A 20,304-nucleotide genomic window follows, 5' to 3' on the forward strand; every position below is an offset into this window, starting at 1 on the left:
CTTCCTTCTTCCTTCTTCCTTCTTCCTTCTTCCTTCTTCCTTCTTCCTTCTTCCTTCTTCCTTCTTCCTTCTTCCTTATGCGATAAACCGACTGGGAGACAAAAGCTCGATCGCCCTATCTTCTTCTCCCCCCGCCACATTAGCAAATCGCTCAGCCAAAGCAGGTACAATAGTCAAAGGATTGCTGAGGCCGGAAAAAACGTGCAATCCAGGGCGATCGGCAATCGGCCCCACTACAGGCAAATTATCCGCGCTGAATGCCACACTACACTCGTGCCAAGTTGCCGATAAACCTGCCAAATCAGGCAAAACCTTGCCGATTGCTGCACGAATTGCCGTTTCGCTGGTTTCGCGATCGACTTTAGCATTCAAATCGCTCAAAGTGCGAGACAATTGCCCGATCCGCAAACTGCCATCATTAAACTGAATGGCACCAGAATCTAAAATCGGCGGCTGTAACTCTTTACCAGGTTCATCCCAAAGAAAATCCACCTCATTTCTACTCGATTCAGCTTCCAATTCAAAACGTTTTAATACCGCAGGCATCACCAAAGTCCTGAGTTTCAAATCCACAGGTGCAGTTTCCAAAATCTCGGTGCGAGTAAAATAAACTCCCGCAGAAACACCAGCCAGCTTCAGTAAACTCCGACTCCAACCTCCAGCACAAATAACCGTATTTTCGCAGGTATAAATTTCCTGTACCGTCTGGACTCCCGAAATCCGATTTCCCTCTTCTATAAACCCAATTACTTCAGCAAATTCTATAGTTCCTCCCAACCGCAGAAACCCTTGACAATAAGCTTTATTTGTGGCCGTCGGCGAAATGTGACCGTGACGCACAGTCAGAGCTCCGGCGATCGCACTTTTATTCAACAAAGGTTCCAACTCACCAGCTTCTGCAACACTCAAAAGCTGCGGAACAATCGCAAATTGCGCGTAATTAGCCGCCACTTTTTCGGCATCGGAACCCGCATCAATTGTCAGCAACAAATCCAACTCGCGAAACTCAGTATCACCAGCTAATTCCGCTGATAAATTGCGGTGGCGATCGATACCTTCCCGACACAATTGCCGAGTTAAATCAGTCGTTCCCGACCAATAAGCCAAGCCGCCATAACTAAAACGAGTAGCATTTTGCATGGTAGCATCTCGTTCCAAAAGCAGCACAGCAAAACCTTTTTTTGCCAGTTCGTAACTCAGTGCCGCACCCGTAATGCCACCGCCGACAACAATCCAATCGTAACTTTTCATGGGGAACTCAAAGGGAAGGAAAATATTATGCTTAGATTTTAGCTTAGGTTTTTTCGGAACCAATCGAAAAACCTCTACCTACAGGAAGAGGCTGCCTGCGATCGCCCTAACTGAAACTTCCACCCGTCGGGAGATGTTTAGGTAGAGAGATTTTTCGTTCAATAGTAGGAATTAGAGTCAGCAAAAAATTAGAAATACCAGAGAGGTTTTTATGAGTATCGACAAACCAGGCAAAGATATGGAGCGCACGGTCAATCCGGGCGATCGTATTTCCGACGAACCGCAAACCATCGAAGAAAAAGCCAAGCAACTGGCAGTTGACCACGTGCCGGATATCACGGGAGATGTTGTTACAGTTCCAACTTATGTGATCGTCGAAGAACCGGATGGGGAAAAGAAAGCTTTGCACCACGTCAAAGACGCCGAGGAAATTTCCGACGTAATTCGGCAGGCCCGCGTTGACGAAAATGGCGAACGGGTTTGGGATTAAGTTCAATCCAATAAAAACGGCTTTGTTGTACAAAAGTTATCAGAGAAATCATGGAAACAAATCCCAGAAATAGTACGCCCTATCCCAATCTTCCGCCGATTCTCGAAAGTGACGACGCAGAGTACCGCGACGCCGGCATTACGAGTACGCTTTCAATTGCAGGCCATCCCATCCACCCCATCATCGTCATCTTTCCGGTAGCCTTTTTAGTAGGAGCAGCGGGTACGGACATCGGTTATTGGCTGACAAGCGATCCGTTTTGGGCGAGAGCTTCGGTTTGGCTGATGGGTGTCGGTTTTGCTGCGGGGATTTTGGCCGCAATCACAGGCTTTTTAGATTTTTTCAAAGTTAAAAGAGTGCGCGATCGCAGTGCCGGTTGGTTGCACATGGGCGGCAATGTGGCGGTTATGGTACTTACCCTGATTAACCTGGTGTTGCGACAAGGAAATCCGGCTGAGCCGATCGTATATACAGGTTTAGCAATATCGATCGTCGTGGCAACCTTGCTGGGCATTACAGGCTGGTTCGGCGGCGAACTAAGTTTTCGCCACAAAATCGGCGTCATCGGCCCTACGAGTCATAATTCCTAGGTGTCTGACCATTTGTAGTAGGGACTTCACTCCCTCTTCATTGGATAATTTAGGACTAAAGTGTTGACTACAAACTTAAAGATTGTCCCAGCCAATTGAGATAAGCATCGCTGCCAGCGATAATAGGAATAGCAATAATTTCGGGAACTTCATAGGAATGGAGTTCCTGAACTTTTGTTTTTAAAGCCTCAAATTTAGCCAAATCAGTTTTAATCAGCAACTGCCACTCTGACTCGGCATGAATCTCGCCTTGCCAAGTATAAATAGAGCGAATTGGCGACAAACTCACACAAGCAGCCAGCTTGTGTTCAACTAGAGTTTTAGCAATATTTTCCGCCTCCGCCTCCGATGCCGCAGTTACCAGCACCACCCCAAAATTAATTGTCATAACGATTTTAGATTTGAGATTAAATAATTGATTTGAACAGAAAACCTTGAGCTTAGTCACTTGTAGGGAAACGGCCCAGGCTACCTCCGGCGCGGATATCTGCCACTTTTAATAATTATAGGACTTACGCACCGATGCCGAGAAACCGGGTTTTTCAACCAAAATACTTGGTTTAAACTGAGATATTGCACTATTCTCAATAAGCCTTTTATGGGCGGGCAGGATGCCCACCCCACAAGAAAATTCACTCTTTGTGGAACAGGCATCTTGCCTGTTCTGGAGAAATGTGCAAGATGTAAGTTTAAACCCTAAATCTCGGTAAAAAAACCCGGTTTCTTTGTGCGCGAGAGCGTCGATTGATTTTAAAGCAGTGCGAGCGGGACGCTGACACTCACCTATAATTGCGTAGTTACCAGATTTGATATTCCCAATTACCAATTCCCCATTCCCCATTACCCATTTTTAATTTCCGTAACTTCCCAAGAATTGACTCTGCCCGCCCCAGCTAAAGAAAAATAGCGCCTAGTAGATTCCGGCAAAATAGCTCCAGCCAACAAAGCATTATCTAAATTAGCTCCTATTAACGTCGCCTCGCTCAAATCTGCCGCCATCAAATCTGCTTGACATAGCTTTGCCCAATTCAGATTTGCCCCTCTCAAACAACTTCCCCTCAACTTAGCCCCGGTTAAGTTTGCACCCGCCAACTTCACCCCCCGCAACTGAGCCGCGCTAAAATTTGCACCCGCCAAATTCGAGCCTTCCAAATTAGCTCCCATCAGTTTAGCTTCACTGACGTTAACACCGCTTAAATCTGCACCGCAGAGATTCACCCCTGCCAACTGCGCTCGCCGCAGACTGACTCCGGTTAATTGAGCTCCAAAAAGTTTTGCACTGTTGAGCCTTGCACCGTAAAGGTTGGCCCACTTAAAATTAGCTGCCGTCAGATTAGCGCCAAGCAAGTTAACTAATTGCAAGTCGGCGCTGCACAAATTCGCATTCCACAACACAGCACCCCGCAGGTTTGCGCCAGTTAAAGTTGCGCCGCTTAACTTTACCCTGGGCATTTTTGCTTTTACCAAAAAAGCACCGCTGAGATTGGCTTTTGTCAAATCTGCACCTGAGAGTTGGGTTTCACCCATTTTGGCAAAACTCAGATTTGTTCTGTGCAGCAGTGCACCTTTAAGTGTTGCTTTGGTGAGAAACGCTCTACTGAGGTTGGCCCCGGAAAGATTAGCTCGCGAAAGGTTGACTCCGATTAAGATTGCTCCGCTGAGGTCTTTCCCGCTGAGGTCGGCTCCAGTAAAGTCTCTTTCTCCTTTTTCGTAATTGTTGAGCAGTTCGCTAACTTCCATAGGGCGTGATACCTTCTATGATTGGGGGGGTTTCGATCGAGAAATCTCTAATCTTAAGGTTGTTTCAGAAATTAGACTGTTTCAGAAATTAGACTGTTCCAGCGTTTGCCTCAAACTGTATAAATCCCAATAACATCACTTTCTGTTTAAAGGCAATCTCTTAATAAAGATTTTATATCTTCCACGGGGTAGCGATCGCGCTTTCGGTATTTTTGAATTAAAAGTTAATGTTTCTTGACATAGATACTCGTTGCTTAAGGATCGACCGTTATTCGCAACTTCAGGCGCACCGTGCCCTTGAATCCTGCGGGAGGTTGCCAGGAACTCAGGGCCCTATTGAGAGCCTCTACGGCGTCTGTTGCTTGCAGCGTCGAGGTTTTAGTGTCGATCGCCAATCGGGCAACGCGGCCGTCTTGTACCAATAACTTCCATACCGTTTCACCGCTAACCCCCGCCGGGAGATTAACAGATTGCAGGTATTGAGTCAAAGCCGCGATCGCCCCTGCATCCAACCCTTCGACGCTAACTACTTGCAGGCGAGAAGCCTTTGGCTGCGATGGTTGCAACTCACCGTAACCTCGCGGCGGCGCCATAGCAGGAGCTGGACTCACCGGTGCCGAGTTGCGATTCGAGGTAACGCTGCGAGTGCCGCCTCTAGTTGGCTCTGCCGCTCCCGACTCGAAAATACCCTCATAGCTGACACCCTGCGGCAATTCTACAGGCACTTGCACTCGGCGACGAGTTCCATCGGGTTCGACTCGCACTTCTTCGCTCACAGCCACAAAAGCCGTGTATTCCGACAGCAAACGATAAGTCAGAGCAGTATTAGTCACAGCTTCCACCAGAGATTTAGTCTCACCACCAAACATTTGATTCATTAAATCTTTAATGCGCGATCGCCCCCAAAGTTGAGCTACCGCCGGATTGCCAAAATCCGTAGCGGTTGCGGCGACTGAAGTAGACTCCCGCTGCCGCCCGCCGGATTGAGCAAAATTAACCGGTAAAACTTGCTCGTAAGCTTTGCCGCCGGCAAGAGTGCCGCGGATGCGAAGTTGGCCGTTAGTTCGATCGGTCTTTTTGCCAAACAAAACCAGCGGCTGACTCGCAAACAAGTCTGGGGGTGCGATCGGATAAATCTCCGGTTTTTCCCCCATTCCTTCCCAACTAATTTGAATATTAGTCAATACCGGACGATTAATTTGACTAAAAAACTTTTCTGCTGCTTCGGCTGACGGTTCATCTTGACGAATTACTTGAGACGTGCCTCTTCCCACTTCCGCCAAACGGTTGAGCAAAAACCGATTCACCGAACCGCCGACACCAAAACTATAAAGTCGATTTCCCGGTTTCAGACTCTGCTGAACCAGAGCCAGCACTTCATTTTCATTACCAATGTAACCATCCGTAATTAATACAATACTCCGCAGCCTTCCCGTAGCCGCCGCCGGAAAATTCATCACTGCTTGAATGCCGTTAAGCAGTTCACTGCCTCCGTTAGCCTGCAACTTTTCGATATAATTAATTGCGCTTTGTCGATTTTCTGCCGTATTCGCTAAAGGAGTAGTTGAAAGCGCTTGCGTAGTGTTGGCAAAATCAATAATAGTAAAAGTATCGTTGGGATTCAGTCCTTGGATGAAGCGGCGCATCAACTCCTTAGATTTTGCTAGTGGTTCGCCCTTTTGAGAACCGGAAGTATCCATCAGAAACACGACATCTTTAGGTACAATTTCATTAGTTTGGTAGTTTAATGCCGGAATCAAATAAGTAGCAAAATGACCGCCCCGCTGGTCGGATTGAGTCAAAATAGTTGCCCGTGTATTTTCGCCCGCCACTCGATAGCGCAAAATTAAATCTTTATTGGGAATTGTGTCAGAATTGGCTAATTGGACTTGCACAATATTTCCCCTGCGGTCAGTTGTAATTTGATGGGAAGTAGAGCGGACATCGCCGATCGCAACTCCGGCATCTATTTCTACCGAAACAGCAATATTGTGACCCGATCGCGTTCCTGGAGGCAAGACAGGCGGGTTAATGCGATCGGCATCGGTATTAACCCCCCCCTGCCCCCCCCTTGCTAAGGGGGGGGATTGAGCATCGCCCCCCCTTACTAAGGGGGGGAATTGAGAATCGCCCCCCCTTAGTAAGGGGGGGTTGGGGGGGGTCGAATTTCTCGAAATATAGCGCGGCCCTACCACCATTGGAAACACAAATTCGTAATCGCCGCCGACAAACTTGAGACTTTCCGTGTAGCGAATCGTAACTTCAATTTTTTCTCCCGGTTTGATATTAGCCAGAGACTGAGTAAAAATATTATCGCGTTCTTGTTCCAACAAACCAGCACTCCGGCCTTGCTTTCTGGCTTGTTCGTACATTTCCACAGCTTCCTCGCGGCGTTTGATATCAGCTTTAATAATTCGATCGCCTATTTTAATTTCCATATCATCCACCGCCGCTTCATCGGGCAAAGGAAATACATAAACAGCTTCTATAGATTCGGGAAAAGGATTTTCAAACTTCTGAACAACTTCGACGCGGGAGATATTGCCAGCTATTTTGGCTTTAACTTCCGTCTGCTTGAGAGGAAAGACTTGTTCTGAGGTCGTATTGGGAGTTTTGACGAACAAACCGCCGACAGGACACCGATTTTGTGGCGATCGTCCGCCATTGCAATTAACATCGTTACTAGCGAGGATTTTCGGCGACACAGACGAATAATTTTCCCCAAGAGCCTTGGCCCGCGCCCCATTGGGAGCGAGCCACGCGCCGCACTCGTTAGCGAAGCCCTCGAAGAGGATCGCCGCGATCAATGCGATACCAGCAGAAAGCAACCGTTGAGGGGATAGAACGCAGACAAACTTCATAGCTGTTGTTTTTAGCAGACTTGAGGTGCTTTGTTTACCATGACTTTACCCTTTGCAAAACGTTCCTGAGTTAGCTTTTTGGGAAAAATGAAGAAACGGGCTGCACAAACGAGCAGGTTTGGTCGATCCTCTTCGAGGGCTTCACCAACGGGCGATCGAGCCCAACCTGCAAGATTGTATAATTAAGTTAGACGACAGTTAAATAGCTCTAACCGAAACCCCTGAAACCCTAATAAATTGTAATTACCATGAATTTTATCAACCCCAAAACCGACTTTGCCTTTAAAAAAATATTCGGCTCGGATGACAGTAAAGACATTTTGATTAGTTTCTTAAATGCTCTCCTCTACGAAGCACAGCCCGTTATCGAAGATTTAGAAATTATCGACCCCTATTTAGCTCCAAACATTAAAGGCATCAAAGATACTTACTTGGATGTTAAAGCCAAGATTACTGGTGACAAAACTGTGATTATTGAAATGCAGGTTTTGAATGTAGAATACTTTCAGCAGCGGGTTTTGTATAATGCAACTAAAACTTATTCAATGCAGCTAAGCACAGGAAGTGGCTACAGCAATTTAAACCCTGTGATTGCTCTGACAATTACAGATTTTAAAATGTTTGAGAATATGGACACAGTGATTTCGCACTTCATCTTCAAAGAAAAGACATTTTTAGTAGATTATCTAGCGGATCAATTTGAGCTGGTATTTGTGGAGTTACCAAAATTCAACAAGGGACTAGATGAATTAGAAACCTTGACCGATAAGTGGATATACTTCATGAAAACAGCTCAAGCTTTACAGTCTGTTCCAGAAGAATTGGAAAATGTACAGGAACTGAAACAGGCTTTTAAAATTGCCAATAGAGCGAATCTAAATGCTCAGGAACTAGATGATTTAGAGAAGCGAGAAATCTTCATTCAAGACCAGCGTGGCTCCATTAGTCTAGCTACCAAAATAGCCCTTGCAGAAGGTATCGAGCAAGGTATCGAACAAGGTATCGAGCAAGGTATCAAACAAGGGAATTTGCGATTAATTACTCGCCAGTTGGAACGTAGTGTAGGCGCACTGTCGCCGGAGCTCCAAGCCTGTATAAGTCAGTTATCCGTTGAGGAATTAGAGAGTTTAGGAGAGGCTGTATTAGACTTTGCCACCTTGTCAGATTTGACAGCTTGGTTGCAAGCACATAACAATCGTCAATGATGGGTCAAATGGGTGTAGGGGCAATCCCCCGTGGTTGCCCTTATGGATTACCTATGTCACATTTGAGTCTGACCTGACATTGAAGCATCTAAAGTCGAAAATCCTATGAGCAAATTTGTGTTTGTGACTGGCGGCGTGGTTTCCAGCATCGGCAAGGGAATTGTCGGTGCTTCCTTGGGCCGCCTATTAAAGTCGCGGGACTATTCTGTCTCGATTTTGAAGCTAGACCCCTATATTAACGTTGACCCCGGCACTCTGAGCCCGTTTCAGCACGGAGAAGTCTTTGTCACGCAAGACGGTGCGGAAACTGACCTGGATTTGGGGCACTACGAGCGTTTTACCGATACTTCCATGTCTCGCCTCAATAGCGTCACCACGGGTTCCATTTATCAAGCGGTGATCAACAAAGAACGCCGCGGTGAGTATCAGGGGAGCACGGTGCAGGTGATTCCGCACATCACTAACGAGATTAAAGAGCGAATTCACCGGGTAGCAAAAAATACTAATCCCGATGTGGTGATTACGGAAATTGGCGGAACGGTGGGAGATATTGAATCTTTGCCGTTTTTGGAGGCAATTCGCCAGTTTCGCAAGGATGTCGGCCGGCAAAATGTTGTGTATATGCACGTCACGCTGATACCTTGGATTCCTTCGGCTGGGGAGATGAAAACTAAACCGACTCAGCATTCGGTGAAGGAATTGCGATCGATCGGCATTCAACCAGATATTTTAGTCTGTCGGTGCGATCGCCCCCTGTCTTTGGGCATGAAACAGAAATTGTCGGAATTCTGCAACGTCCCCGAAGAATGTGTCATCACCGCTCAAGATGCTAAAAGTATCTACGAAGTGCCGCTGATGATGGAACAGGAAGGTTTGGCCCAACAAACCCTCAATTTGCTGCAACTCGAACATCGCCAGCCAGATTTGCATCAGTGGCAAACTTTAGTCAACAGGCTTTACAGTCCCAATCACAAAATTGATATTGCTTTAGTTGGCAAATACGTGCGGTTGAACGATGCTTATCTTTCGGTGGTCGAAGCTTTGCGGCACGCGGCAATTGCGATCGGCTGCGACCTGAATTTACACTGGATTAACTCAGAAGATTTAGAATCGGGAAACCTCGATAATTATCTCAAAGGTATCAACGGCATTGTTGTACCGGGAGGTTTTGGGGTTCGGGGAGTTGACGGCAAAATAGCGGCGATCGAATATGCTAAACACCACAAAATTCCATTTTTGGGATTGTGTTTGGGGATGCAGTGTGCTGTGATTGAATGGGCGCGCAACATCGCCCAACTACAGGATGCCAACAGCGCTGAATTTAACCCAGATACAGCAAATCCGGTAATTAATTTATTGCCAGAACAGCAAGATGTAGTCGATTTGGGCGGTACAATGCGACTGGGTTTGTATCCGTGCCGTGTCAACCCAGACACGCTAGCTTTCAAACTTTATCAGAAAGAAGTGATTTACGAGCGGCACCGCCATCGGTACGAATTTAACAACGCCTACCGCAATCTTTTCTTAGAATCAGGTTATGCAGTCTCCGGTACATCTCCAGACGGCCGATTGGTAGAAATGATCGAATTTCCCAACCATCCCTTTTTCATAGCCTGCCAATTTCACCCCGAATTCCAATCTCGACCTAGCGCCCCCCACCCATTGTTTCAAGGGTTTATCCAGGCCGCTAGCATCCAGGGAAAGCAGGATGTTTTAGAAGATGAGGGTCGCGACTTGGTGGCTGGGAAAGTTGTCGCAAACTGATCTCATATCATGTGCGATCGATTAGTTCTGATATATTAGATGTCTGTAGGGGCGGTTCCGAGTAGACAATATTCAAATCGCCCCGACTATCGACATTACAAAACCCACCCAACAGACCAATAGGATTTGATAGGGGTCGCACTTACCGGACTAGATATCGGGCAGCATTCTCAACGAGTGAAAAACCTCCCCCCCAACCCTATGCTAGGGCTGGGGGGCTAGTACCACAAGGGAGAAGGCAGAAGACAGAAGGTAAAAATGCTGATATATTTTTACTTAACTTTTTACGGATTTCCAGGGTGATACCAGTTTCCCCAAAAAATGCAACTTTAGGCAACTTCCCAACCCAGATAGTCATCAGTCATGCCCAATCTAAAATCTACAATCTAAAATCTAAAATGGTAGCAGTTGTCAAACTATCCTAAAATACCAGGAAACACAGGTTTGAGGAGGCTTTGTGGCTTATTGGAGCAAAATTACTTATGAGAAAAGTACATACATAATTGACCTTGACACTATTAGTGCTTTTTCTAGCGAACTGGATAACAAGCGTATCACCTTTTGGCTGCCTAATAGCAGTCAGCCGATTATCCTCAATCCCCAAGGCAATTCGGAGGCTTACAAGCAAGTTCTCGATTACCTAAAAAAAACCATCGATCGCAATTCTAGAGGTTCGTGGATTAAAATTAATTATGACCGCAAAGAATTTGCGATCGATATGAGTCGAATTAGCTCTTTTGCTTGCGAACAGAACGGTCGGCTAAGCTTTTGCCTGCCTGACAGCGCAACTAATATTATTATCCTGCGCCAAAGCAACCCGGAAACTTATCAAGAAATTCAGGAATACATTAAAAATACGACTGGACAATCTCTGCCATGAAGAAGTCATTAGTCAGTAGTCAGTAGTCAGTAGTCAGTAGTCAGTAGTCATTAGTCATTAGTCATTAGTCAGTAGTCATTAGTCAGTAGTCAGTAGTCATTAGTCAGTAGTCAGTAGTCATTAGTCAGTAGTCAGTAGTCATTAGTCATTAGTCATTAGTCATTAGTCATTAGTCATTAGTCATTAGTCATTAGTCATTAGTCATTAGTCATTAGTTTAGAAGCATGAACAATGAAGGAGACTATGTTTAGTAACTCCTCACCTTCCTTCTATTTTTTTTTAGCTAAAGTGCTTAGGTTGCACTCTAATTTTAGTAAAAAAGCGCAGTAAAATGCGCTGCTTTTTTTAATTTTAACTATTGAACAAGCTGCCAAGCTAATTTTGCTGCCCCTACCATCCCTGCTTGATTGCCCAATTCAGCAACCAATAACTGTAAATCTTCGCGAGAAGTCGGCAGTACACGTTGCTGAATTTCTTCTCGAACCTGCGGCAAGAAAAATTCTGCACCTGCACTAATTCCACCGCCGATAATAATAGCTTCCGGCGTCAAAATATAAATTATACTTGCCAAACCGATACCCAGATAGCGCCCGTAATTTTGCCAGAATTCTAAAGCTTTGGCATCTCCAGACTTAGCTAGATTTGCTAATTCTAGGGGTTCCAAACCCGTTTCTCGGCGAATTGCTTGCACCGAAACGTACTGTTCTAAAGAACCGCGATTGCCGCTGTTGCACTCCGGGCCGTCGGGATTTATAGTAATCAATCCTAGTTCTCCGGCCGCGCCTTGATGACCTACAAATAGTTTGCCGTCTAGGATAACTGCGCCGCCGACTCCTGTACCTAAAGTTATTAAAATTAGGTCTTTAAAGTGCCTTCCTGCGCCCAACCAAGCTTCTCCCAATCCGGCACAGTTGGCATCATTTGCTAATATTGTCGGCAGTCCGGTTTTAGCTTCCAACCAGTCAGCTAGGGGGACGTTATGCCAGTTTTTGAGGTTAATTGCTACTCTCGCTATTCGGCCGGCGGCGTCTGCGGGGCCTGGAGTACCGATGCCGATCGCACTTACAGCATTTTCGACCGGATTAAGTTGTAAAATAGCATCGGTCATTGTAGCTACAACGGCTTCTGGCGTTGCGGGTTGAGGGGTGGGAACAGTTAAGGATTGGTGACAAATGCCGTCTTCGCTGAATCTGCCGAGTTTAATGGCGGTTCCGCCTAAGTCAATGCCGATTACTTGTGTCATTCAATTTGGGTTTGGGATGGAAGAATTTGCGATTAATTTTAATAGGATAAATATTTTGTGTTATCCGCCTTGGCACCTTACAAATTCAGTGTTTAGTGAGGACTGAAGTCCTAAAAGTCCTATTTTAGTGTATAATAATTAGCGACGAAAACTGCGCTTAATTCTCAATAGTATCATACCGATCGCAATACGTAGCAAAAATTAGGGAGACAAGCGAGTTCGCCTATTTAATTTCGCCTAACTTACGTTGCGCTACCTCTCGGTTGTGCAAAGCATCGTGATAATCTGGTTGGAGAGCAATTGCCTGGTTATAAGATGCGATCGCCTCTTCAAATCTTCCTAAATTATACTGCTCATTCCCTCTCTCGCACCACGCTTTCGCCTCTACATTAACTTCCGATTCTGCCTCCGCAGCCTCAGCGCCTCTGCGATTCACTTCCCCAGAAAAACCCAAACCATCCCCAACAAACACCGCCTCAATCACCCTCCCCTTTGTATCCTCCTCCTCAACCTCCGGCAGCGGAAACCGTGTCAATATCTCCCGCCCAATTTGCCGCGCCACCTCTGACAATTCCCCGCTGCCAATTCTACCTAACAATACCAGCCGCTGCGCCAATTCCTGAAGCGATGCCACCGCATCCGTAGGGGCGGTGCCCCCGTGCCCGCCCTGCAGGTTTTCCCCCTCTAACAATCTTTGCCCAAACCGTCGCAGCCAAGCAGCCACTTCACCATCTTTAAGGCGTTTTGCGATTAAGAATCCCGCTACATCCCCTCGACTCCAGCCAGCATTCACCCCTTCTAGAATTTCCATGAATTTCGATTCGTATTCCGCGTCAGTTAATGTTGGGCGGATGGCGGTATTTTCCGAAGGCGGGGAGGGTTTGGTTGGGGTTCCGAACAGCCGCTGAATTAGTCGTTTGAAGAATTGCAGAATTTTGTTTAGCATTTGTGGGGTTGGGAGGAGTGGGGTATTTTCTATTTTATAGCAATTATCAAAAGTAGGATTACATCGAGATTGTCGGCGATGTCTGTAGGGACACGGCAGTGCCGTGTCCGGGATTGCGACGCACAACTAACAATCACGTGAAGTAGAATTAATCTACTTTAAAAGCGGATAATACAGTTCTCCAGTTGAGTTGATATAACCGGCCCTATCGCCCGCTAAATCCCCCGTTCCCATAAATACATCAACTCTCCCCGCGCCTTTGATTGCGCCGCCAGTATCCTGATCCAAAACGTACCGATTCACGGCATTTTGTTCGAGTTGTCCCGCCGCATTCGGATAAGGGAGTTTTGTACTAATTAATGCTAGTGCACCGGGTGGCATTAAAGCTTTGTCGGTGGCGATCGACCTTTCGGCAGTTACTGGCACTCCAATGCTTCCTGTGGCTGGAGCTCCATTACTATCCCGGAAGAATACAAAGCTTTCATTTTTAGGCAAATATTTGTTCATATCTGCGGGAAAGTTGGTAAAATATTCCCTTAGTTTCGGCAAAGTTAACTCTTCTAAAGTAAACTTTCCGTCTTTAACTAATTCTCGCCCGACTCCTGTATAACTGTGACTGGTTTTGCCTGCAAAACCGACGGTCATCTCGCTACCATCTGTTAGTTGCAATCTCGCAGAACCTTGGACGTGCACGAGAAATGCTTGGAATCGATCGCGCAACCAAACTAATTCTAATCCTCGCAGCAATCCTTTACTTGCCTGCAAAGCATCTGCGCCTTCTAATTGCAATCTTGTCGGGTGAGGTTTCGGCCAAGATGCCATGTTTGGCGGCATCCGGTACAGGGGATAACGGTATTCGGAATTCGGCGTGCGAGATGCTGCGTAAGTCGGCTCGAAATAACCTGTAAATGCTACTGTTCCTTTGCCGTCTTTGCCCGTGGATTTGTAAAATACAAATTCGCGCTTGACTGATTCCTGAAGTTGTGCTGGCGTTGTGGAACTGACAACTAATTGGCGGAATCGATCGAGGGAACGGCGGACTCGATCGCGCGTAACTCCTGCGACTGGATAGCGGCTGTAAGCGCTGGCGGCGGCCGATGTATTGAGATAGCGGAGGCTGTGGTCGATCGACCTTAACAGCAATTCTTTATCGCCCGGTTTGCCATTTTCGCCCCAGATTTGAGCGTCAAAGGCGATCGACTCCAACCCACTCGCTTGTAATTGATTTACAGTCATTGGTTGCAGCGATGGAACTGCAACGGCGGGCACCGAAAAAGCGATCGCCAAAACGCAACAGGCAATGGCTAATAGCTGATAGCGAAAAATCTTGCTCAATTTCCAATCTTCCCTACTGAATTGATTATTTTCCTTATTCATCGAATCGTTCGACGCTAGAAGTAAATATCGGTTCTACGCGAATTGCGAGAACGCTGGTAGGCCGAACTACCATGTATTCGCCTTGAATATTTTTAATCGGGACATTAAGAAATTCTCTTGAATCTTGTTTCGGCACCAGCGTACTGCTGTACCACTTTTGAAAATCTTGCAGCGTTGCGAAACGTACTTCTTCGCGATGGCCGCCTTCAAGCAGCAGGTGCACGGAATATTCGCTGGGTGTTCTAGGCATAGCAGATGGGGAGAGTTGTTGGAGGACTATCTAAAATCTCAAATCTAAAATTGATGTGGTCGCCCTCAAGCAACAGGTGCAAGGAATATTCGCACTTGTGTTCTAGGCATATCTGTATTTTAGTTTTTTGATTTTAAGCTTTTGGAACGATTCCATATTTTACATCTTCCTCGGCGCATTCCCTCATCTAGTAGGCTGGGTCGAGGGACGGGGAGAGGGAGAGGGGGGAGAGTGGCAGAGTGGGAGAAGGGGAGACGGGCAGGGCTGTTTCATTCTCTTGTAGGGGCAGCCCCCCGTGGCTGCCCCAATCTCTGAAACACGAGCAAATCGTGGATGGGGAGGGTAGGCACGGGGAGTAGGGGTAGCACTACAAGAGTCAAAATCATCGTTTTCTTGAGAATGAAGCAGCCCTGGGGAGAAGGGGAGGGTGGGAGAGACCAGAGAGTTGTTGCAGGAAAATCTCAATCTAAAATCTAAAATCTAAAATCGATTGAGTTGCAGGAGGAAAACCCCAATCTAAAATCTAAAATCTAAAATCTAAAATCGATTGACGGCGGCCCCCCTCTGCGGCTACGCTGTGAAAATAAGGCTGCTTTCCTCAAAGAGGAAGCAGCCCACGTCGCTCAAAAATCTAGTTGCACTGCCCAAAGCTGCTACCAACAGCAATGGACAGCTAACCGCCAAACTGAGTAAGCAGTATGGAGGCTAGTTGAGAATTTTAACACTCTCTGTAGCCGCCCTGCTCTGTGTTAACCTGCGGGGCGGCTGGGTTTTTGGTTTTCTAGGAAAACCAAAAACCAGGAGACCATATTATGTCACAGGAATTCGTACCTGACGTTGACACTCCCCTGGCTGAAGCCGAGGGGATTCTTAATTCAGCGACTGACCTTAAAATGTTCTGTCCTTGCGGCAATTCTTAAACCTTTCAACCGTGGGGATACCACCAATTGATGAGCCTAACTCAGAAACACCCCAGCGGGTCTATCTCCAAAAGCGTACTAGGATACGAGCCTAGAGTTCGGGTATGCCCTACCCTACTTAACAATTCCCAGTAAAAAAGTTAGGTTAGCTGGATTTGGCTGTTTAGAGTGTTCTCGCCGCACTTTGTCCCCCGGTTTATGCCTAAAAGTGTGTCTCATGTCCCGTTTCACTTCGGGCAAGGGAGTTTAACCCTGACTGTTTCAGTTTACCATGCTGTCCTGTCGTGTCCAAAACTTTTCACGAAAGTTTGTGGAATTGAAAAGATGAGATTTTAGATTTAAGACTGGGGTAAAGAGAGCAGGCAGGATGAATCCTGCAACGCCCTTTCATCCCCGGACTGAAGTCACGGGGTTTTCAGGGTATTCCTTATAACTTATCCGCGCGTCCAAATGACGACTCAGCAGTATCGGAACAGGAAGTCGTGCGGATAACGGTTGTCGGTTCCCGCGCAGCCGTGTTAGAAACCATCCACACCTTGTACCGACTGGGATTTGCCGCCGTCGGGGATTGGAGTCCGCCACAGCGAGGCGCACAGCCGGGACAAGTGATAAGCGTACTCATTCGCCGATCGCGCAAAGCCCAAAAATAGGCTGAAATACGCTAGGGACACGACACCGTGCCTTTCGTCGTGTCAACAAACACGTTAAACCCGCAGTCCGACAGGGGTTGAAACCCCTGCCTCAAAACTCAAGTCCTCGCTATGAGGACTCAGAAGAAGACTTTTAAACTCATTAGTCCTCTTGAGAGGACTTTAGCTATTAGACAGGGAATTCATTCCCTGGCGGACTGACGGGCGGGTGGGAGGACTGGCGGACGATGGGCTTAAGTTGACACGCTTTGCACAAGGTATTGCCGTGTCCTCCATCGCCGCGGCTACATGGCTGGATCTGTGATTGTCACATCCTCCGAGGGCGATGGCGTCCCGCCCTCGCCCGTGCTACGGGAAATTTCATCATCCAACCCGGTTAATTTTATCCGTTCCCCCCCACAGTCAACACAAGCCTTGGCCCAAGTCTCTACAATGATTAATCAGGCGGAATACAGGGATTGTGTATTTTAGAACACGATTTGACCGCAACACTTAAAATAGTCTTGATTTACCGATCGACTGCACCCTTTTCTCATCAATATTTCTGGTTAGCTGGGGGTGTCTGTGGGCCGGAGTTCCGAGGTTCTGCTTCCAAAATGCTGAGAATGGTGCACAATTTCAAATTAACAACAAAACTTGCACTTTTTTGAGTAAGCTTTTGGGGGAACAGCTTAGAAACCCTCTTTCTAAGACTGATGCAAAATATCAAATTAATCCTCCACCTTGTCCAATTACTAATTACGAACCTATGCCCCGTCGTCAAGACTTAAAAAAGATTCTTCTTATTGGTTCCGGCCCAATTGTTATCGGTCAAGCGTGCGAATTTGACTATTCCGGGACACAAGCTTGCAAAGCTTTGCGAGAAGAAGGTTTTGAAGTAGTGTTGGTGAATTCCAACCCGGCAACGATTATGACCGATCCGGAAACTGCCGATCGCATTTACATCGAACCTCTAACGCCGGCCATCCTCGAACAAATCATCGCTAAAGAAAGACCTCAAGCAGTTTTACCGACTATGGGCGGTCAAACTGCGCTAAATTTAGCAGTAGCAGTCGCTAAAAATGGCGTTTTAGAAAAATACAACGTCGAGTTGATTGGTGCTAAGTTGCCAGCAATTGAAATGGCAGAAGATCGACTATTATTTAAGGAAGCGATGGCGCGAATTGGGGTCGCAGTTTGCCCTTCGGGAATTGCCAACACTCTCGACGAAGCCAAAGCAATTGGTCACCAAATCGGCAGTTATCCGTTAATTATTCGTCCTGCTTTTACAATGGGCGGCACGGGAGGCGGCATTTCTTACAATCAAGAAGAGTTTGAAGAAATGGCACAAGGCGGGATTGACGCCAGTCCAGTATCGCAAATTTTGATCGAACAATCTTTGATTGGTTGGAAAGAGTACGAACTGGAAGTAATGCGGGATTTGGCAGATAATGTAGTGATTATTTGTTCGATCGAGAATCTCGACCCGATGGGCGTCCACACCGGCGATTCTATCACCGTCGCCCCGGCGCAAACTCTCACAGACAAAGAATATCAGCGCCTGCGGGATGCTTCGGTGAAAATTATTCGCGAAATCGGAGTTGAAACCGGCGGTTCCAATATTCAATTTGCCGTCAATCCTGTCAACGGAGATTTCATCGTTATTGAAATGAACCCTAGGGTTTCCCGTTCCTCCGCCTTGGCCTCGAAAGCAACTGGTTTCCCTATTGCCAAAATGGCGGCAAAATTAGCGGTAGGTTACAGCCTAGACGAAATTTCCAACGATATTACCAAGAAAACTCCGGCGTCTTTTGAGCCGACAATTGACTACGTGGTGACGAAGATTCCCCGATTTGCCTTTGAAAAGTTTCCCGGTTCCGAACCCACTCTGACAACGCAAATGAAGTCAGTTGGGGAGGTAATGGCGATCGGGCGCAGCTTCAATGAATCCTTCCAAAAAGCCCTGCGGGGATTGGAAACAGGCCGCGCGGGTTTCGGCTGCGACAAACCGGAAAAGTTGCCGAGTTTGGAACAAATTCGCGCCGGATTGCGGACGCCAAATCCCGATCGCATTTTTACAGTTCGCCACGCGATGATGATGGGAATGTCGGTGGAAGATATCTTCGAGTTCACAGCAATCGATCCTTGGTTTTTGGATAAAATGCAGGAATTGCTGGAAACTGAGAAGTTCTTGAAACGAACGCGGTTGGAACAGTTCACAAAAGAGACAATGTTTGAAGTAAAGCAGTTGGGTTTTAGCGATCGCCAAATTGCTTACGCCACCAAAACATCGGAAGATCAAGTCCGCGCTTACCGCAAACAGTTAGGCGTAATTCCGATTTACAAAACCGTCGATACCTGTGCCGCTGAATTTGAAGCGTTTACACCGTATTATTATTCCACCTACGAAGCGGGAGCGGCAATTTGGGAATTGGGCGATGAAGAAAAGAAAGTTTCGCCTGTAGGCCACAGTCTCGCGCCGGAGTCGGAAGTTTTGCCTTCTACCAAACGAAAAGTGATGATTTTAGGTGGCGGGCCGAACCGGATCGGACAGGGAATTGAGTTTGATTACTGCTGCTGTCACGCTTCCTATTCCCTAGGAGAAGATGGCTTTGAGACAATTATGGTCAACTCGAACCCGGAGACGGTTTCAACGGATTACGATACGAGCGATCGCCTGTATTTTGAACCGCTAACAAAAGAAGATGTTCTCAACATCATCGAAGCCGAAAATCCCGAAGGAGTAATTATTCAGTTTGGCGGACAAACCCCGCTGAAGTTGGCGCTGCCTTTACAAAAAGCTCTGGAAAATCACCCCGACGTACAAACAAAAATCTGGGGAACTTCGCCGGATTCCATTGATACTGCTGAAGACAGGGAGCGATTTGAAAAGATTCTGCGGAAATTGGATATTCAGCAAGCTGCTAACGGTTTAGCCCGTAGTTTTGAGGATGCTTTAATAGTAGCTCAACGCATCGGTTATCCGGTAGTGGTGCGACCCAGTTACGTATTAGGCGGGCGAGCAATGGAAATTGTTTATTCCGATACGGAATTGGAACGTTACATGACCTATGCCGTGCTAGTAGAACCGGAGCATCCGATTTTAATTGATAAGTTCTTGGAGAATGCGATCGAGGTGGATGTCGATGCGATCGCCGATCTTACTGGCAATGTGACGATCGGCGGTATTATGGAGCACATCGAGGAAGCGGGAATCCACTCCGGCGACTCTGCTTGTTCTATCCCTTACCAAACGCTTTCGGACGCAGCTTTGGCAACAATCCGTCGCTGGACTGTAGATTTAGCAAAATCCCTGAAAGTGATCGGGTTGATGAATATTCAATTTGCGGTTCAAGGGGAAGAAGTTTTCATTTTGGAAGCTAACCCGCGCGCTTCTCGGACAGTACCTTTTGTCTCCAAGGCGATCGGAGTTCCCTTAGCAAAAATGGCCTCGCGAGTCATGTCTGGCAAAACTCTAGAAGCTTTGGGTTTTACTGAAGAGATTATACCCACTCATGTTTCGGTAAAAGAAGCTGTATTGCCCTTTGCTAAGTTTCCGGGAGCTGATACCTTGTTAGGGCCAGAAATGCGATCGACCGGCGAAGTCATGGGAATTGACACCGATTTTGGCAAAGCATTTGCCAAAGCTCAACTCGGCGCGGGACAAATGATGCCGCTGTATGGAACTGTGCTGGTTTCGATGCGCGATCGGGACAAACTAGCAGTTGTACCCGTTGTCAAGGAATTCTTAGAATTGGGTTTCAGAGTAGTCGCAACTCACGGGACACGCAAAGTTTTGCAAGAGCAAGGTTTAGAGGTTGATTTGGAATTGAAACTGCACGAAGGGCGGCCGAATTTGTTGGATTCGATCAAGAATGAGAAAATTCAACTAATTATCACCACGCCTTCCGGCGAAGAATCCCGCGCCGACGGCATCTTTATCCGCCGCACAGCTTTGACTTACAAAATCCCGATTATTACCACAATAGCCGGTGCCAAAGCGACAGCAGCGGGAATTCGATCGCTCAAATCCTACCCGATGGAAGTAAAAGCAATTCAAGACTATTACCCGCAAGCCTAGAGGGCGAAACACCCTATGTTTAGGGTGTGCAGCGCGGACTATTAGTGTCAACTGAAGCTTTTAGTCCGCCAGTCCTC

At 46.9% G+C, this 20,304-nt stretch carries 15 protein-coding genes; 6 read left to right on the forward strand and 9 right to left on the reverse strand.

Annotated elements, in window-relative coordinates; genetic code table 11:
- Positions 1 to 75: 75 nt before the first annotated feature.
- Positions 76 to 1,251: an FAD-binding oxidoreductase gene (locus QUB12_RS22785; protein WP_333308472.1), complete on the reverse strand. Its 1,176-nt coding sequence runs from the start codon at positions 1,249 to 1,251 to the stop codon at positions 76 to 78.
- A gap of 211 nt (positions 1,252 to 1,462) precedes the next feature.
- Here QUB12_RS22785 and QUB12_RS22790 point away from each other — a divergent pair, with 211 nt between their 5' ends.
- Together QUB12_RS22790 and QUB12_RS22795 are read left to right on the forward strand one after the other, a co-directional pair.
- On the forward strand, positions 1,463 to 1,741 hold the full coding sequence (locus QUB12_RS22790; RefSeq protein WP_333308474.1) for a hypothetical protein: 279 nt from the start codon (positions 1,463 to 1,465) through the stop codon (positions 1,739 to 1,741).
- Positions 1,742 to 1,791: 50 nt separating this feature from the next.
- The gene (locus tag QUB12_RS22795) at positions 1,792 to 2,331 is read left to right on the forward strand and encodes a DUF2231 domain-containing protein (protein ID WP_333308476.1); all 540 of its coding nucleotides are present in this window, start codon (positions 1,792 to 1,794) and stop codon (positions 2,329 to 2,331) included.
- A gap of 67 nt (positions 2,332 to 2,398) precedes the next feature.
- Here the strand turns inward: QUB12_RS22795 and cutA are convergent, their stop codons facing one another.
- The 3 genes from cutA to QUB12_RS22810 all read right to left on the reverse strand — a co-directional run bounded on the left by cutA (position 2,399) and on the right by QUB12_RS22810 (position 6,932).
- Complete coding sequence (cutA, locus tag QUB12_RS22800) at positions 2,399 to 2,719, reverse strand: divalent-cation tolerance protein CutA (RefSeq protein WP_333308478.1); 321 nt, start codon at positions 2,717 to 2,719, stop codon at positions 2,399 to 2,401.
- Positions 2,720 to 3,171: 452 nt separating this feature from the next.
- Positions 3,172 to 4,071, reverse strand: a complete 900-nt coding sequence (locus tag QUB12_RS22805) for a pentapeptide repeat-containing protein (RefSeq protein ID WP_333308480.1) — start codon at positions 4,069 to 4,071, stop codon at positions 3,172 to 3,174.
- 254 nt (positions 4,072 to 4,325) lie between these two features.
- Positions 4,326 to 6,932 carry a VIT domain-containing protein gene (locus tag QUB12_RS22810; RefSeq protein WP_333308482.1) on the reverse strand — a complete coding sequence of 869 codons (2,607 nt, stop codon included), beginning with the start codon at positions 6,930 to 6,932 and terminating at the stop codon, positions 4,326 to 4,328.
- Between the two features lie 248 nt (positions 6,933 to 7,180).
- Here QUB12_RS22810 and QUB12_RS22815 point away from each other — a divergent pair, with 248 nt between their 5' ends.
- The 3 genes from QUB12_RS22815 (at position 7,181) to QUB12_RS22825 (ending at position 10,781) form a co-directional block, all read left to right on the forward strand.
- Positions 7,181 to 8,137 carry an Rpn family recombination-promoting nuclease/putative transposase gene (locus QUB12_RS22815; protein WP_333308484.1) on the forward strand — a complete coding sequence of 319 codons (957 nt, stop codon included), beginning with the start codon at positions 7,181 to 7,183 and terminating at the stop codon, positions 8,135 to 8,137.
- Between the two features lie 105 nt (positions 8,138 to 8,242).
- The gene (locus QUB12_RS22820; protein ID WP_333143212.1) at positions 8,243 to 9,901 is read left to right on the forward strand and encodes a CTP synthase; all 1,659 of its coding nucleotides are present in this window, start codon (positions 8,243 to 8,245) and stop codon (positions 9,899 to 9,901) included.
- 457 nt (positions 9,902 to 10,358) lie between these two features.
- On the forward strand, positions 10,359 to 10,781 hold the full coding sequence (locus QUB12_RS22825) for a hypothetical protein (protein WP_333104639.1): 423 nt from the start codon (positions 10,359 to 10,361) through the stop codon (positions 10,779 to 10,781).
- Between the two features lie 355 nt (positions 10,782 to 11,136).
- Here QUB12_RS22825 and QUB12_RS22830 read toward each other — a convergent pair whose 3' ends face one another.
- The 5 genes from QUB12_RS22830 to QUB12_RS22850 form a co-directional block, all read right to left on the reverse strand.
- Positions 11,137 to 12,024: an ROK family protein gene (locus tag QUB12_RS22830; protein ID WP_333308486.1), complete on the reverse strand. Its 888-nt coding sequence runs from the start codon at positions 12,022 to 12,024 to the stop codon at positions 11,137 to 11,139.
- A 223-nt stretch (positions 12,025 to 12,247) separates the two neighbouring features.
- Complete coding sequence (locus tag QUB12_RS22835; protein ID WP_333143210.1) at positions 12,248 to 12,970, reverse strand: tetratricopeptide repeat protein; 723 nt, start codon at positions 12,968 to 12,970, stop codon at positions 12,248 to 12,250.
- A 153-nt stretch (positions 12,971 to 13,123) separates the two neighbouring features.
- Entirely contained in the window at positions 13,124 to 14,347 is a 1,224-nt protein-coding gene (locus QUB12_RS22840) for a murein transglycosylase A (protein WP_333143209.1), read from the reverse strand.
- Positions 14,340 to 14,597, reverse strand: coding sequence for a hypothetical protein (locus tag QUB12_RS22845; RefSeq protein WP_333040861.1), 258 nt, complete (start codon positions 14,595 to 14,597; stop codon positions 14,340 to 14,342). Before QUB12_RS22845 ends, QUB12_RS22840 begins: the two co-directional genes overlap by 8 nt.
- Positions 14,598 to 15,944: 1,347 nt before the next feature.
- On the reverse strand, positions 15,945 to 16,139 hold the full coding sequence (locus tag QUB12_RS22850; RefSeq protein WP_333143207.1) for a hypothetical protein: 195 nt from the start codon (positions 16,137 to 16,139) through the stop codon (positions 15,945 to 15,947).
- Positions 16,140 to 16,915: 776 nt separating this feature from the next.
- On the opposite strand from QUB12_RS22850, the gene carB reads away from it, so the two are divergent.
- Entirely contained in the window at positions 16,916 to 20,227 is a 3,312-nt protein-coding gene (gene carB / locus QUB12_RS22855) for a carbamoyl-phosphate synthase large subunit (protein ID WP_333308507.1), read from the forward strand.
- The last annotated feature ends 77 nt before the right edge of the window (positions 20,228 to 20,304 follow it).

The organism is Microcoleus sp. B7-D4 (genome assembly GCF_036705125.1).
Lineage (GTDB): Bacteria > Cyanobacteriota > Cyanobacteriia > Cyanobacteriales > Microcoleaceae > Microcoleus.